This is a genomic window from Ensifer canadensis (assembly GCF_017488845.2).
In the GTDB taxonomy this organism is placed as follows: domain Bacteria; phylum Pseudomonadota; class Alphaproteobacteria; order Rhizobiales; family Rhizobiaceae; genus Ensifer; species Ensifer canadensis.
The window spans coordinates 876,610-890,106 of record NZ_CP083371.1; the positions used below are offsets into that span (position 1 = coordinate 876,610).

Annotated in this window: 12 protein-coding genes and 2 pseudogenes; 6 read left to right on the forward strand and 8 right to left on the reverse strand. The window is 56.4% G+C overall.

Features of this window, described 5'->3' with window-relative positions:
• Positions 1-7 precede the first annotated feature (7 nt).
• From J3R84_RS23690 to J3R84_RS23710, 5 genes and pseudogenes are all read right to left on the reverse strand, one after another.
• Complete coding sequence (locus tag J3R84_RS23690) at positions 8-661, reverse strand: ABC transporter ATP-binding protein (protein ID WP_203529316.1); 654 nt, start codon at positions 659-661, stop codon at positions 8-10.
• Between the two features lie 11 nt (positions 662-672).
• Positions 673-1,926: a KpsE/RkpR family capsule polysaccharide export protein gene (locus tag J3R84_RS23695; RefSeq protein WP_203529313.1), complete on the reverse strand. Its 1,254-nt coding sequence runs from the start codon at positions 1,924-1,926 to the stop codon at positions 673-675.
• A gap of 46 nt (positions 1,927-1,972) precedes the next feature.
• On the reverse strand, positions 1,973-3,085 hold the full coding sequence (locus J3R84_RS23700) for a hypothetical protein (RefSeq protein WP_225906477.1): 1,113 nt from the start codon (positions 3,083-3,085) through the stop codon (positions 1,973-1,975).
• Positions 3,030-3,875 carry a class I SAM-dependent methyltransferase gene (locus J3R84_RS23705; protein WP_203529311.1) on the reverse strand — a complete coding sequence of 282 codons (846 nt, stop codon included), beginning with the start codon at positions 3,873-3,875 and terminating at the stop codon, positions 3,030-3,032. The genes J3R84_RS23700 and J3R84_RS23705 overlap by 56 nt, the downstream gene beginning before the upstream one ends.
• 104 nt (positions 3,876-3,979) lie before the next feature.
• A pseudogene (locus tag J3R84_RS23710) lies at positions 3,980-4,093 on the reverse strand (transposase domain-containing protein); the annotation flags it as partial.
• A gap of 162 nt (positions 4,094-4,255) precedes the next feature.
• Here J3R84_RS23710 and J3R84_RS23715 point away from each other — a divergent pair.
• Positions 4,256-5,199 (forward strand): IS630 family transposase gene (locus tag J3R84_RS23715; protein WP_203529309.1). Its coding sequence is split into 2 segments (ribosomal slippage): positions 4,256-4,601 and positions 4,601-5,199, totalling 945 coding nucleotides; the frame shifts between segments, so codons are not numbered across the junction.
• A 77-nt stretch (positions 5,200-5,276) separates the two neighbouring features.
• Here J3R84_RS23715 and J3R84_RS23720 read toward each other — a convergent pair.
• On the reverse strand, positions 5,277-6,392 hold the full coding sequence (locus J3R84_RS23720; RefSeq protein WP_057221884.1) for an IS630 family transposase: 1,116 nt from the start codon (positions 6,390-6,392) through the stop codon (positions 5,277-5,279).
• A 28-nt stretch (positions 6,393-6,420) separates the two neighbouring features.
• Here J3R84_RS23720 and J3R84_RS23725 point away from each other — a divergent pair, with 28 nt between their 5' ends.
• The 5 genes and pseudogenes from J3R84_RS23725 (at position 6,421) to J3R84_RS23745 (ending at position 10,561) form a co-directional block, all read left to right on the forward strand.
• A complete protein-coding gene (locus J3R84_RS23725; RefSeq protein ID WP_225968538.1) occupies positions 6,421-6,705 on the forward strand; it encodes a LexA family protein in 285 nt (94 codons plus the stop codon).
• 35 nt (positions 6,706-6,740) lie between these two features.
• Positions 6,741-7,149 (forward strand): annotated as a pseudogene (locus J3R84_RS23730) (IS66 family transposase); the annotation flags it as partial.
• 552 nt (positions 7,150-7,701) lie between these two features.
• The gene (locus tag J3R84_RS23735) at positions 7,702-8,385 is read left to right on the forward strand and encodes a glycosyltransferase family 2 protein (RefSeq protein WP_225968545.1); all 684 of its coding nucleotides are present in this window, start codon (positions 7,702-7,704) and stop codon (positions 8,383-8,385) included.
• 162 nt (positions 8,386-8,547) lie between these two features.
• A complete protein-coding gene (locus tag J3R84_RS23740) occupies positions 8,548-9,654 on the forward strand; it encodes a class I SAM-dependent methyltransferase (protein WP_203529798.1) in 1,107 nt (368 codons plus the stop codon).
• Positions 9,647-10,561 carry a sulfotransferase gene (locus J3R84_RS23745; RefSeq protein ID WP_203529799.1) on the forward strand — a complete coding sequence of 305 codons (915 nt, stop codon included), beginning with the start codon at positions 9,647-9,649 and terminating at the stop codon, positions 10,559-10,561. Before J3R84_RS23740 ends, J3R84_RS23745 begins: the two co-directional genes overlap by 8 nt.
• Positions 10,562-10,596: 35 nt before the next feature.
• Here J3R84_RS23745 and cysN read toward each other — a convergent pair whose 3' ends face one another.
• Together cysN and cysD are read right to left on the reverse strand one after the other, a co-directional pair.
• The gene (cysN, locus tag J3R84_RS23750; protein ID WP_203529800.1) at positions 10,597-12,498 is read right to left on the reverse strand and encodes a sulfate adenylyltransferase subunit CysN; all 1,902 of its coding nucleotides are present in this window, start codon (positions 12,496-12,498) and stop codon (positions 10,597-10,599) included.
• On the reverse strand, positions 12,498-13,412 hold the full coding sequence (cysD, locus tag J3R84_RS23755) for a sulfate adenylyltransferase subunit CysD (protein ID WP_203529801.1): 915 nt from the start codon (positions 13,410-13,412) through the stop codon (positions 12,498-12,500). Before cysD ends, cysN begins: the two co-directional genes overlap by 1 nt.
• Positions 13,413-13,497 lie beyond the last annotated feature (85 nt).

Here is a 13,497-nt window from a genome sequence, read left to right on the forward strand (position 1 = left end):
GCTCTTCTCACCGATTTAGTCGGTAGTAAGTCTCAATCGCGTCAGTAACCTTGTCAAACAAGAGCATCTGCCCATCGACGAGAACAATCCCCTTGTCGCAATACGCGCTAATCGTCGACATACTGTGAGAAATCATAATTATGTCAGAATCCTTGCGACGGTTCTCGAAGGCAGTGCGGCACCGTGCCTGAAACCGCGCGTCTCCGACTGCCGTGATTTCGTCCACTAGGTAACAGTCAAATTCGATAGCCATAGACAGACCAAATGCTAGTCTAGCCATCATGCCCGAGGAATACGTGCGCACAGGGGCAAATATGTAGTCGCCCAATTCTGCGAAGTCCTCAACGAAATCCGAAACACGCCGGACGTCTTCCCCGTATACACGGGCAACGAAGGCGAGGTTGTCCCTGCCAGTCATTTGTGGATGGAAGCCGCCTGCGAATCCTAGTGGCCAGGAAACCCGAAGATCTTTGATGATCCTGCCCGAATTTGGTAGGGCTGACCCGGCAATCATCTTCATGGTTGTTGATTTGCCCGCTCCATTTACTCCAAGCAATCCGTACGAGTAGCCGGACAGGAATTCCATGCTGACGCGATCCAAGATTACTTTCTTGTGGCCTTCGGTTTTGAAATACTTTGAGACGTTCCTGAGTTTTATCATCGCGCCCTCAATCACAGACGATGATCTTCAACCGATGCCCATATGAGGGCCAGCGTCACCCATGCGACCAAGAGCGCAAGTAATATAAGAAGCGGAGAGGACCATCGGTGAGGATACAGAGACTCCTCCGGTACGGTTGGTGGAACAAACACAACGACATAAAGAGCTTTTCGTGTTGCTTCCGCTTGGGCCGTCTCCAGGTTCTTTTGTGACGCCTCGTAAAGGCTCTCTGCAACGCGGCGATTGGTCTCAAGATGTGCGAACGTTTTGATTGCGCCCGCAATATTTTCGTCGTTGCGCGTCCCTCCGGCCAACTCCTCCCGAAGCTTTACGATTTGATCCTCAAGATTCTTGCTCGCCAGCACCAATTGTTGGTGCGCTGGCGACGAATCCGCTTTCGACTCTTTAAGAACAAATAACCGTGTGTCTAGTTCGAGTTTGCGCGCGAGTAGTCCGACCAATAGCGTGCCGGTCTCAGTGGCGCGCGCTTCTGGCGTGAGAAATCCGGTCGTATTTTGAAAGTAGTTGAGCGCAGTCAGCGCTTGGCGATAGTTTTCGGTCGACCGTTGCACCTCGTCGGCGAAGCGGGTCGTCAGGTCGCGCTGCGCTCTTGCAGATAGCTCATTGATTAGTGTCTCACTTTCACGAATGATCATAGACGCTAGTTGTCTTGAGTCCTCCGGCGAAAATGTACGAGTTTTCAGTGTAATGATCCCGGAGGGGCCGTCCACATAAGTTGAGACCTGCTTTTCCCAGTATTTCAAAAATTCTTCAGTTGATTCGCTTTTGTCGATGCGCGAAAGGAAATCGGCACTGTCGAGTGAGAACATTTGACGATAGTCGATGCTTGTGCCAAGCCTCTTTAACATTTCTGTCGAGTGTATGAAACTGGTGACAACGTAACCATCCTGAGACATGGTAGACATCGACAAAATATTGGTGTCGACGCCGTCCTTCGCCTGATCCTCTGCAAGGGAACGAACTGCAAAGCGCGCCTCAGCGATATATTGATCCGACGCTATAAACGCAAAATATACGATGCTGGCTATGAACGGTACAATAACAAAGCCAATAAAACTCAAGACGGAGAATGGTAGTTTGCCGCTCGTCTTAGTTCGCGGGCTCGGCTGACCACCTCCGGCCGGTACAGGAAGTTCCGGTTCGACTTCGATTAGCTTCGACCCGGACTCTCGAACGCGGAGCGTTCCGGTATTACGAAGCTTGCTCACGAGTGACGACTTTGCTCTCACCAAAGTGTCGGTCAACGGCTCTCTTAGGCCGGAAGTCGGGACTTCCTTCCGATTTGTGGGGTCAGAGTTCATGCGACGAGCTCATCTCCATCGCCTGACGTATGTAGTAATCTAGAATAAGATCATCCTCGAGGTATGTTTCCGCCACGGCGAGCGTCCTTAGTTCAGACGCCATGCCATTAATTGTCTGATTGCGTTGTACGATCGGAATGACGTCCATGTCGACGTTTAGTAGGTCGCTCAGTGAAGAAGCAAATGCGAGTGTGTCATTAATATGCCCGATCACCTCAAATCGAGAAATCATGTCCATAGCAGCAGCGATGTCTCGTCGAGTGGAAGGTTGATCAGCATCCGAGCAGGCAAACTGTCGCGTCGTTGGCGAAAGGAGGGCCATGCGAACTTTCGGTGGCGCCTTCTTTAGGGCTTTGCCGATCGCGCTCGTGTCTTTGATATCCACGTCCCCGAAATATTCAATAGCAGGCGACAACGTCATTTGGTCGCGGTCGCCGAGGAAGACAGGTTTGATGGACGCAAGTCGTTTGAGCATAGCTATCCGTAAGGCCATTTCATAGTATGGGTCAGTAAGCAAGGCGATCGCCTTAAAGCCTTTATCAAGGAACTCTTGATAATTACGAACTTGCAGTCGTCCACTCAAGTACATCGAAGTCATATTGTCTAAATGAAATGCTTGAAGTGTTGTTTCGTTTCCGAAGCGCTCTAGTGAGGGCAGAGCGTACTGAAAGAGGTTATACATTCGGCGATCAAGAGCGACGTGCGGAAGCAGTTGCGTTTCAAATCGCACGATTTTCATATTGATCTGTTGGGATTGAAGCGGCCTACGATAGATGAGAATCTCCGACTTGCTATCGCGAATGCAAAGCGTAGGACGGAGCGCGAGCTGTGGAATATTGTCTTCTGTGAGCTTAAAGCCAACCAAGCCCGTCTCGTGGCGGCCTGCCGAAAGGACGGACTTGTGCAACTGATCACACTGAATCTCGGCAATCTTGCCGTCATCATCAGAGACAAAGACCGTTGGTGCGTCCGAAAAACCATCGGGAATTAGATAGCCTTCAACAAAGTGGCCAGCGTCGCGTTGAACATTGAATAGCAATTCTGGTTTACCGCGCTGGCTCGCTTCTCTTCGCGAAAAGCGAAAAGCATGGCCCTCCTCCATGAGCTAGATCCTCCTGGCCGATGGAGATGTCGCCAAAACCAAGCGCATTCAAAAGCGATATGATATCGTCTCGATGCATCCAGTAGTGTCTGTCCTTCATACCTCCGCAGAAGTTCTCGTTCTCGTTCGCGTTAAAATAGCCACGCTCAAAATAACGGACCGGTATTCCAGAGAACGTTCGCGTCTCCACGTTCCCACTAAATGCTTGTCTTCGGCTGTCAGACGTTGGCATCGCGTGGTCATCAAAATAGTGCGTCCAAATAAACAGCTGGTCGCAGCGACTGGTGATATCACATAAGAATTGCCCCGGATCCGGCATATGGTACAGAACGCCGGAGGCGATCGCTAAATCGTAGTGAACTTCTGTCTCTTGGAGCCATCTCAGAGCGTCGCCGAGGTAGAAATTAGCTCGATCAATGCCGAGGACTTCCTTGGTTACAAGGCATCGCAAAAAGCATCCCCTGTTTGCTTCAATCGCGTCGATAGACCTAGGTTTATGTTGGTTGAGCATGTAGGTGTGCATGCCCTCAAGTGGTCCGACCTCGATCACATTCTTATTCGCCAGCGAGCCGGCTTGGCTAATCGCCCATGTTATTCGTCCATCGGCGAAAAGTGGGTGTGTCCCCGCCTTCAAGCCCACTTCAGGTGGAAAGGCTGAGTTCCAGCCGGCTAGTGCGTCCACCGCATTTTGGTGCCGCGGGAATTCACGGCTATATTGGTCGAATACCTGCTCAGTAGTATATTTTCCAATATTACGATCGCGGCGAATTAGTTTCTTCAACCCGAACATGGGCCCATTCCTTCAGTGCGTTTTAGCCGTCAATCGACCGGGCATCATATAAGCAGGCCCATCTTGAAAGGCAACCTCGAGGCAAAGCGCAAGCGGTATCGCGCTCACACATTGGCGGAGTAATTCCAAGACAACAGTCCGTCGATCTGGCTCCGCTTGTGCCCCGTGACGATGGCGGTGAACCTGCTTGTCAGATGGGCCTGCGGATCGACAGCACTGAGTTTGCAGGTTTATGCCGAATGGCGAACTATGCCGAACCGGCAGATCTATGCCAACGTTTTTCACCATATAGAGCGTTTCCCTGACTGATTGAATCATTTGGGCTTTGCAAATCAGATGGGTTCTGATTCAAACTATCTGCCGATGGAGGTCGGCAGATAATGTCGAAAGCCCTTTCCGTTGATCTTCGCGCACGTGTTCTTGCCGCCGTCTCTGCCGGAGCGTCGCACCGGGAAGCTGCCGAGCGCTTTGACGTCAGTGCGGCCAGCGTGAGCCGGTGGCGAAACCTGCAAGTCCGTCAGGGCCATGTTCGACCCGGCCCGCTGGGTGGAGATCGTCATTCGCACAAAACCGAAGCCAACGCCGACGCGATCAAGTCGTGGCTTGAGGAACACCGGGACGGCACCTTGTTCGAACTTCGGGATGCCCTTGCAGCTCAGGGCATCGCCAGCAAGTCGGCGCTGCACCGTTTCCTTGTCCGGCACAATCAGACGCGCAAAAAAAGACTGGCCACGCGATAGAGCAAGCACGCCCAGACGTCTTGGAACTCCGTCAGCGGTGGTTCGACGAGCAACTCGATCTTGATCCGTCGCGGCTCGTGTTCATCGACGAAACGTGGACCGCGACCAACATGGCCCGCACTCATGGAAGATGCACCAGAGGTGAGCGGCTACGGATGGGTTTCCCGCATGGCCATCGCAAGACCACGACGCTTGTCGCCGGTCTACGAAATACCGGAATGGTCGCGCCTTTGGTCATCGACGGTCCGATCAATGGCGAGTGGTTCGAGGCCTATGTCGCTCAGGTCCTGGTCCCGACATTGAAACCCGGCGACATCGTGATCCTCGACAATCTTTCTAGCCACAAACGGCCAGCAGCAAGAGCGTTGATCGAAGCGGCGGGCGCAACAATGGCGTTCCTGCCGCCCTACAGTCCCGACTTCAACCCCATCGAAAAGGCCTTCTCCAAGCTCAAGGCACACCTGAGGAAGGCGGCTGAGCGGACCGTGTCTGGCCTGTGGGACATGATTGGCAAGCTTGTCGATCTCGTCGCGCCAAAAGAATGCAGAAACTACTTCAATTCATGCGGATACGATCCAGCATGAAAGGGAAGCGCTCTAGCTGCCGCCGGATCGGCAAAGCTTAGGCTTTTTTCGTCGCAACTAGTACCGCGCCACAGAGATTATGACTCTTTGACGGGGTAGGCTTTGCGGAGCTTTTGGCGGGCATTTTCGGTTGTGAACATCCATTGGATCTTTGCGCCATGGGTGTTGCGTTGCTGCTCCCAGGCTGCGACTTCGGCGATTATGGTGTCTTTGTTGTCGATACGACGGTCGAGGCACTGGCTACGCAGGACACCGATCTCTATCTCGACCATGTTAAGCCAACTGGCGTGCTTGGGCGTGTGGTGGAACTCGAGTCGCTTCAGCACCCTTCGAGCCTCCGGGGCGGGAAATGCGTCGTAAAGCGCCCCGGCGGAATGGGTGGAGAGGTTGTCCATCACCACGCGGATGATCGGGGCGTCGGGATAATCGACGTCGACCAGTTCGCGCATGCACTCGGCGAAGTCTTGGTTGGTTCGCCGATCGGTGACCTTCACCCTGCGCCAGGGCCGGTGGGCGTCCATGAAGACAAACAGATTGACCGTGCCATTTCGACGATACTCGCAGTCGTAGCGTTCAAGCTGGCCAGGCTTGGCCGCAATGGGCTCGCGCACTTCGCCGATGAGTTGGGTCGGGCTCTCGTCGAAGCAGACCACGGGCCTTTGTGGATCAGGCGTTTCTGCGTAGAGGTCGAGAACATCCTCCATGCGCGCGACGTATTCCCCATCGATCTTTGGGATGCACCACATGTTTTTGCGCCAAGGCTTGAGATGGTTCTCAGCCAGCCGGCGACGCACGGTCTCGGAGGACAACTCGTCATGATCGGTGAGCCGGACCATCTCATCGGCCAGAAGCTCAAGCGTCCAGCGGGCTCGCCCGGGCGGCGGCTTTGAGCAGGCGGTCGCCACCAACAGCGCCTCCTCCTTGGCTGATAGCTTGCGCCCAACGCCCGGGCGCGGTTCTTCACTGAGCGCGCCCTCCAGATTGGCTTCCACAAACCGGCGCTTGGTCCGGTAAATCGTCGATCCGCTGACGTTCAAGGTTGCCGCGATCGCCTCGTCGCTGAAGCCTTCGTCCGCCGCGACCAGGATCTGGGCGCGCTTGATCTTGCGCGACGCATGGCGTCCCCCGCTCAACAAAGCGGCCAGTTGATCACGTTCCGATTGGCTAAGCTCTATGTGAAACTTTATATTCATCGACACCTCCTTCAGCGCGGAGACGCAGATGAATCCGAAAATGAGTCCCTCACTTGACCCGCAAGCCGCAACGGCAACACATCGCCTTACGCAAATCCAAGGCCAGTACCTGGCCTTCATCTACGCCTACAGCCGCATCTTCAAACAGCCTCCGGCCGAAGCCGACATGCGTCGCCACTTCGGCGTTACGGCTCCGTCTGTTCACCAGATGGTGCTGACCCTCGAGAAGGCGGGTTTCATATCCCGCGTGCCAGGCGCCGCACGAAGCATCCAGCTTCTCATCCCACCAGAAGCCCTGCCCATTCTACGATAAGACAAACCGTCATAATCTCTGTGGCGCGGTACTAGCGCGCCTTGGCGCCGCCACAAATCATCGAAAGCGGCCTGCCGACGGATCGGCTGCTCGCGTATATCGCGGTGTCGAAATACGCCGACGGCCGGCAGGAGGCAATTTTTGTAGGCGATGGTGTCGAGGTCGGTCGATCGTTGATGGCCCAATCGATGGGGCATCTGAGGTTCGGGTTGCAGATATGCGCCGATTACATCCACGAGCGCGTCAAGGAGGGCAAAGGGTCTTCGCCGACGAGACGACCTTGCCCACTCTTGCCCCGGGTCTGGGAAAGCGACCAAGGCCTGGCTATGGGCATACGCAAGGGATGATCGACCCCATGGCGGAACCAGTCCGCCGATGGTTGCCTATCGGTTTGAGGACAGCAGAGGCGCCGCTTATGTGGCGCTTCATCTTTCCGGCTTGCGGCATGGCCCGCCAAGGTCGCGAAGGGTACTTGCACCGATCTGTCGGTGCAGAAGGGGTCACCGAGTGCGAACGAACTGGCAGGGACGTTGCTGACGACTTGTATGCCATCAGTGGCGATAGGAGAGGGGGCGAGTACGCAGCGACGAGGGCCAAAATCACAACGTAGGCGTCTGTCAATGCGAAAGTCTGTAATCTTTTGCACCCGATGAGCCGGCGCGCTACCTGCGTCGCCAACACCGAGGTGGGAAGGGGCTACACTGATTCACAGAATGCACGGAAAGGTGGCGCTTTAAGAAACGAAGCTGTGCGCTTAGTGTTCAATCACATCGACATGCCCTACAACCCGAGGAGCAAACGCGTCGGAAGCGGGTTCGTGTTGCCGGTCGTACGACGATCAACAAAAAACGTGACCGACGATGTTTGCGGAACTCGGGGCTGTTAAGGCAGCAGATCGAGTGCTACGACACCGAGCGTTGACTGAAAGATGACCATGAAGCGGACGGCAATCACTGCGATCCTTAATGCACATCGCGAAGGGCTCCTTGCACGAGCATCGTTGCAAAGCTTGAAAGAAATGCGGACCTCGCTCGAGAAACGGGCTTCTCGGTCGAGATCATCGCAGTGCTCGATCGCGGCGACCAGCACACGCTGGATGTGATTGAGCAGAACATGGATGAGAATTCACGCCTGTTTGCGACCGACTACGGCGACCCGGGCAAAGCCCGGAATTTCGCGGTTTCCGAAGCCCATGGTGACTACATCGCATTTCTCGACGCAGACGACCTCTGGGGCGCCAACTGGCTTTCGGAAGCGGCCAGATGTGCGTCCCTGCGTGAAGACCCAGTTATCTGGCATCCTGAACTATCGGTCTATTTCGGCGAGGCCAAACACCTGTTCCGTCACATCGACGTTGAAAGCGACGAATTTTCACTGCCTTCGCTGATGGTGGAAAACTATTGGACGATGCTGAGTTTCGGGAGGCGGGAACTTTACACCTCCAATCCTTACCCCCTAACGGATATTGCCGCCGGGTTCGGATTCGAGGATTGGGGATGGAACATGACAACCGTGAGTAGGGGCATCCTGCACAAAGTGGTACCGGGAACCGGTCACGTGATACGGCGCAGACCAGGGTCGGTATCTTCAAAAACCGTGCTCGCGCATGCCGTGCCGCCGCCGACGAACCTTCTGAAAACATATCTGGAGAAACGGGACGCGTTGTCCGCAAAGCTCTGATAGAGCTCCGGAATGACTTCGCGGAACCGAGCCTAGAAGCTGTCAAGACAACGAACTGTTTAGGAGGAATCCAGCACCTCCAGCGAAGCCCCGGTAAAAAGCTCGCGTGCTCGCGAAATAATCGCTTAAAATGAACTCCATTGCAACTTCGTCAGGATCGTTATGCAGGAACCTGTTAATCACGCGGCCGGACCGGACCTCTACCTTTTTGTGGGTGCCCGGCCGGAGAGTTTCGCATCCGGCGGCGGAGCGGATGAGGTACTTCTTCTGCAACCGGATCCGACGGTGGCTGCGAAGCTCGAGCGCGCCATCGAAGGACAGGCTGGCGTTCGTGTCATCGCTGCATCGCTCGGCAAAGCCGCAGGACAGGCCACGCTCAACATGATGAACATGGCGGCCCTGAGTAGCCTGCGCCAGCCGACCCCAGCGTTACTGGACCTTTTTCCCGGACTGAAGACTGTTGCGACGCGGGACGTCCGCATCCTTCGCGTCGCGGATCTCGATATTCCCATCGCCATAGACGGCTTGCCGTATTCGTTGCGCGTCCAGATCGACATGCCGGGTAGCGAGTTCGACATTCTGTCCTGCCTCGACGAGACAGGGTTGTTAGCAAAGGTGACGGAATGCATCGTGCTGTGCGGAACAGATGTGTTCTTCGAAGGTGGCTGCAATTATCAAGCAGTAGTTGATTTCCTTGCCGAAAAAGCGTTCGTGCAAACGGATCGAGACGACAGCGATCCGGATTGGCCCGTCCTGCGGTTTCGCGGCAATCCACAATCCCGGCAAGCGATGCTCGCCCGCATCTCAAGTCTGGAGAACGAGCTTACCGAACTGAAGGAGACGGCGGACAAATCCCGGATACTCTTCGGCGAGCTGGAGGCAGAGCGCAACAAGCTGCGTCAGCAGGTGGCCGCCCACACCGAAGCCGCCAAGGTCCTGGAGGCAACGGCGGAAGAGCGAAAGAAGCGTATTGGTGTGCTTGAAGTGGAAAACAAGCGCACGGTAGAGCTGCAGGCCGATGTCGGTTTTCAGATACGCATGAACGCACTGCTTCGAAATGACCTGGACGAGCTCGCCGGCCGTTTCGAGCAGAGCGAGAGACAACGCCTGCGTCTTGAGGAACTGCTCCGTACCCTGACGCCCAAGTTGCAGCAGGCCGCTGAAGAGCTGCATCTGTTGCAGGCATCGCCTCTGTCGAAAGCGAAGATGGTGGAGGTCGCTGGCGGCAAGCCGAAGACGAAGCGGGGAAGGCGCGACCGCAATGCCTGATCGCCAAAGCTCGGCAAGGCTGGCTGCTGAAATAGACGAGGCGCTCTCGCTTCTCGACGAGTTCCGGTCCACGTCTTCTGCTGCGCCCGGTGATGCGCCCTTGCCAAGCCTGCTCGATGAGTGCCGCGCCCTCTGCGCCGCCCTGCCACGGCCCGAGCCGATGCGCAGTCTGCATCATCCTGCCTGCAGCGGGGGAACGTTGATTTCCAAGACTGTCGCTGCGTTGTCGGGCGTGGTTCTGCTGAGCGAGATCGATCCCCTGAGCACCATGGAGGTCCGTAGCAAGCCGGGTTTTGCACCCACCGACCTGCTGCTTGGACTGCGTTATGCGACACGGCATATCAATGATCGCACGCTGGTGGCAACATTCCAGGGTGCGATACGGGCGATGCATGAATCACTCAGCCTTTCCGGCCGCAGGCTCGTTTTGCGCGATCACACGCACTCGCATTACTTCACCAACACCAATCCAGACCGTCCAAGCGTGTATGAAATGCTGCGCGATACGCTGCCGGTGCGCTCGCTTGTCACCGTGCGACATCCGCTGGATTGCTTCATCGCGCTCGAAGCAAATGGCTGGCGCCACTTCGATCCCTTTACTCTGGAAGAATATTGCCGGCGTCTCAAGGCCTTTCTCGACCGACACGAGGATCTGCCGCTAATCCGCTACGAGGATTTCACCTCCGATCCCCCGACGACGCTCGAGCAGATCTGCAAGGCTCTCGAGCTACCATTCAATCCGCTGGCGCTCGATCTGCTGGGTCTCGTACGTTTGTCCGGTGACAGCGGTCGAAGCTGGCATCGTATCGAGACGCGTCCTCGTCGGGACGTGCCGCCCACGATCGAGGACCAGAGAGTTTCCGAATTATATTCAGAGACCTGCCAAAGACTTGGATATACGCCGTAGCGCGCCAGGAATGCTCTGGGTCAGGGAGCGGCGCGTTAACCGAGCAACATCGCCACGATCTGGTCCGCCGCCTCTTCCGCTGTCAGATTCACGGTATCGATGATCAGTTCCGGAGATACGGGCACCTCGTAGGGGCTATCGATCCCCGTGAAATTCTCGATCTGTCCTGCGCGCGCTTTTTTATAGAGGCCCTTGACATCGCGCGCTTCGGCAACTTCGAGAGGGGTGCACACGAACACCTCGAAGAATTCTTCTGCGCCGATCAGTTCGCGTACCATCTGGCGCTCTGAGCGGAAGGGCGAAATAAACGCGGTGAGAACGATAAGGCCGGCGTCGGTCATCAGTTTCGCGACCTCTCCGACACGGCGGATGTTCTCGACCCGGCTAGCGGCGGTGAAACCAAGATCGCGGTTCAAGCCTTGCCGCACGTTGTCACCGTCGAGAAGGAACGTATGCTTGCCCATGGCGTAGAGCTTCTTCTCGACGAGGTTCGCGATAGTGGATTTGCCAGCGCCAGAAAGGCCGGTAAACCAAACGACCGCAGGCTTCTGGTTTTTGAGCGCAGCATGGGCCTCGCGACCGATATCTAGGGCTTGCCAATGGATGTTGCGCGCCCGGCGAAGCGCAAAGCGGATCATGCCGGCAGCCACGGTCGAATCCGTGGCCACATCGATCAGGATGAATCCGCCCAGGTCCGGATTGTCGGCATAGGCCTCAAACGGAATGGGCCGGTCGGTCGAAATGTTGACCAATCCAATAGCGTTCAGGCTGAGCGTCTTTGACGCCAGATGTTCAAGGGTGTTCACGTTCAGCTCGTATCTCAGATCGGTCACGGTCGCCATGACCGTACGGGTCCCGATCTTCATGAGATAAGGGCGCCCGGACAACATGGCATCCTCGGACATCCATACCAGCGTGGCAGAGAATTGATTCGCGACCTCGATGGGCGCGTTAGCTGCAGTGATCAAGTCGCCGCGCGCACAGTCTACTTCGTCCTCGAAGGTGAGTGTCACGGACTGTCCTGCGATCGCGGTGCTCTGCGGGCCATCGAAGCTCGGGATTTCCTTTACAGTCGTATGCCGGCCGGAAGGCAGAATCTGCACGGGATCGCCGGGCTTGACGTGACCGCTGGCAATTTGCCCGGTGAAGCCGCGGAAATCGGGATGGGGCCGGTTGACCCATTGGACCGCCATACGAAAGGGCGAATCCTGTAGGCGACTCTCGTTCGATGGTACGCCTTCGAGATAGGAGAGAAGTGTCGGTCCGTCATACCAGGGTGTATGCGGTGACGAAGAGACGAGGTTGTCGCCCTTGAGTGCGGAAATCGGGATCGCTTGGACGGCCTTTATGTCGATCTCTTTGGCGAAACGCGAATATTCCGCCACGATCTCGCTGAAACGCTCGGCCGAATAGCCGACCAGGTCCATCTTGTTGACCGCCAGCACGACGTTTCGAATGCCGAGAAGATTGACCAGAAAAGAATGCCGGCGGGTCTGGGTCAGAATGCCTTTTCGCGCATCGACAAGGATAGCCGCGAGGTCTGCCGTCGAGGCGCCGGTGACCATGTTCCGTGTATATTGCTCGTGGCCAGGGGTGTCGGCCACGATGAATTTCCGCCTGTCGGTGGAAAAAAAACGGTATGCTACATCGATGGTTATGCCTTGTTCCCGCTCGGCGGCAAGGCCGTCCGTCAGCAGTGCGAAGTCGAGCGCGCCTCCCTGTGTACCCATCGACTGGCTGTCGTGTTCGAGCGAAGCGAGCTGGTCTGCCAGGATGGCCTTGCTATCGAAGAGAAGACGCCCGATCAAGGTCGATTTTCCATCATCGACAGAGCCGCAGGTGAGGAACCGAAGCATAGTGTCGCTGCGGTGCCGTTCCAGAGAGGCATTGATCTCCGTTGCGTCCGCGCCTTTTGGATGACCGCCCGCTCCTTCCATCAGAAATATCCCACTTGCTTCTTTGTCTCCATGCTCGCGCCGCCTTCGCGGTCGATCGCACGCCCCTGGCGCTCGGAGGTCGTTGCAGTCAGCATTTCCTGGATGACCTGCGGCACCGTCGTCGCCTCGCTATCGACGGCGCCGGTCAGCGGATAGCAACCGAGCGTGCGAAAGCGCACCGACTTCATTTCCGGCAACTCGCCGGGGCCGAGTGGGAAACGATCGTCGTCAATGACGATGGTGAGGCCGTTCCGCTCGACCACCGGGCGGAGCGCGGCGAAATAGAGCGGTACGACTTCGATCCCTTCGAGCTGGATATATTCCCAGACGTCAAGCTCGGTCCAATTGGAGAGCGGAAAGACGCGGATGCTTTGGTCTTTCGCCTTCCGAACATTGTAGAGCTTCCATAATTCCGGGCGTTGGTTGCGCGGATCCCATCGGTGGTTTGCCGCGCGGAAAGAGAAGATACGTTCCTTGGCGCGGCTCTTCTCCTCGTCGCGCCGTGCACCGCCGAAGGCTACGTCGAAACCAAACTTGTCAAGCGCCTGGCGAAGTCCCTCGGTCTTCCAAAGATCGGTATGCAGCGTCCCGTGATCGAAAGGATTTATGCCCCTCTCAACGGCGTCGGGATTGCGATGAACCAGAAGCTCCACTCCGGCATCCTTCGCCGCCTTGTCCCGTGCCTCGTACATCGCACTGAATTTCCAGGTCGTATCGATGTGGAGAAGCGGGAAGGGGGGCGGTGCCGGCCAGAAGGCCTTCTTCGCCAAGTGTAGCATACATGCCGAATCCTTGCCCGCCGAGTAAAGCATCACGGGGTTCCCGGTCTCGGCGACCACCTCGCGCAAAATCTGGATACTCTCGGCCTCCAGGCGCTGAAGATGGGTTAGGTGACGGATCTCGGCTGCCGGCATGGTCTACCTCCACTGCTTCTTGTGATGGCGGGACTGGCGAGGCATCCGGCCCAGTGTCATTCTAGGATGCCTCGGCCAATGGTCT

Bases quoted from the DNA above. Each gene is read 5' to 3' on its own strand.
- J3R84_RS23690 (WP_203529316.1), bottom strand. From the start codon at position 661: ATGATAAAACTCAGGAACGTCTCAAAGTATTTCAAAACCGAAGGCCAC.
- J3R84_RS23700 (WP_225906477.1), bottom strand. From the start codon at position 3,085: ATGGAGGAGGGCCATGCTTTTCGCTTTTCGCGAAGAGAAGCGAGCCAG.
- J3R84_RS23705 (WP_203529311.1), bottom strand. From the start codon at position 3,875: ATGTTCGGGTTGAAGAAACTAATTCGCCGCGATCGTAATATTGGAAAA.
- J3R84_RS23720 (WP_057221884.1), bottom strand. From the start codon at position 6,392: ATGAATATAAAGTTTCACATAGAGCTTAGCCAATCGGAACGTGATCAA.
- J3R84_RS23725 (WP_225968538.1), top strand. From the start codon at position 6,421: ATGAATCCGAAAATGAGTCCCTCACTTGACCCGCAAGCCGCAACGGCA.
- J3R84_RS23740 (WP_203529798.1), top strand. From the start codon at position 8,548: ATGCAGGAACCTGTTAATCACGCGGCCGGACCGGACCTCTACCTTTTT.
- J3R84_RS23745 (WP_203529799.1), top strand. From the start codon at position 9,647: ATGCCTGATCGCCAAAGCTCGGCAAGGCTGGCTGCTGAAATAGACGAG.
- cysN (WP_203529800.1), bottom strand. From the start codon at position 12,498: ATGGAAGGAGCGGGCGGTCATCCAAAAGGCGCGGACGCAACGGAGATC.
- cysD (WP_203529801.1), bottom strand. From the start codon at position 13,412: ATGCCGGCAGCCGAGATCCGTCACCTAACCCATCTTCAGCGCCTGGAG.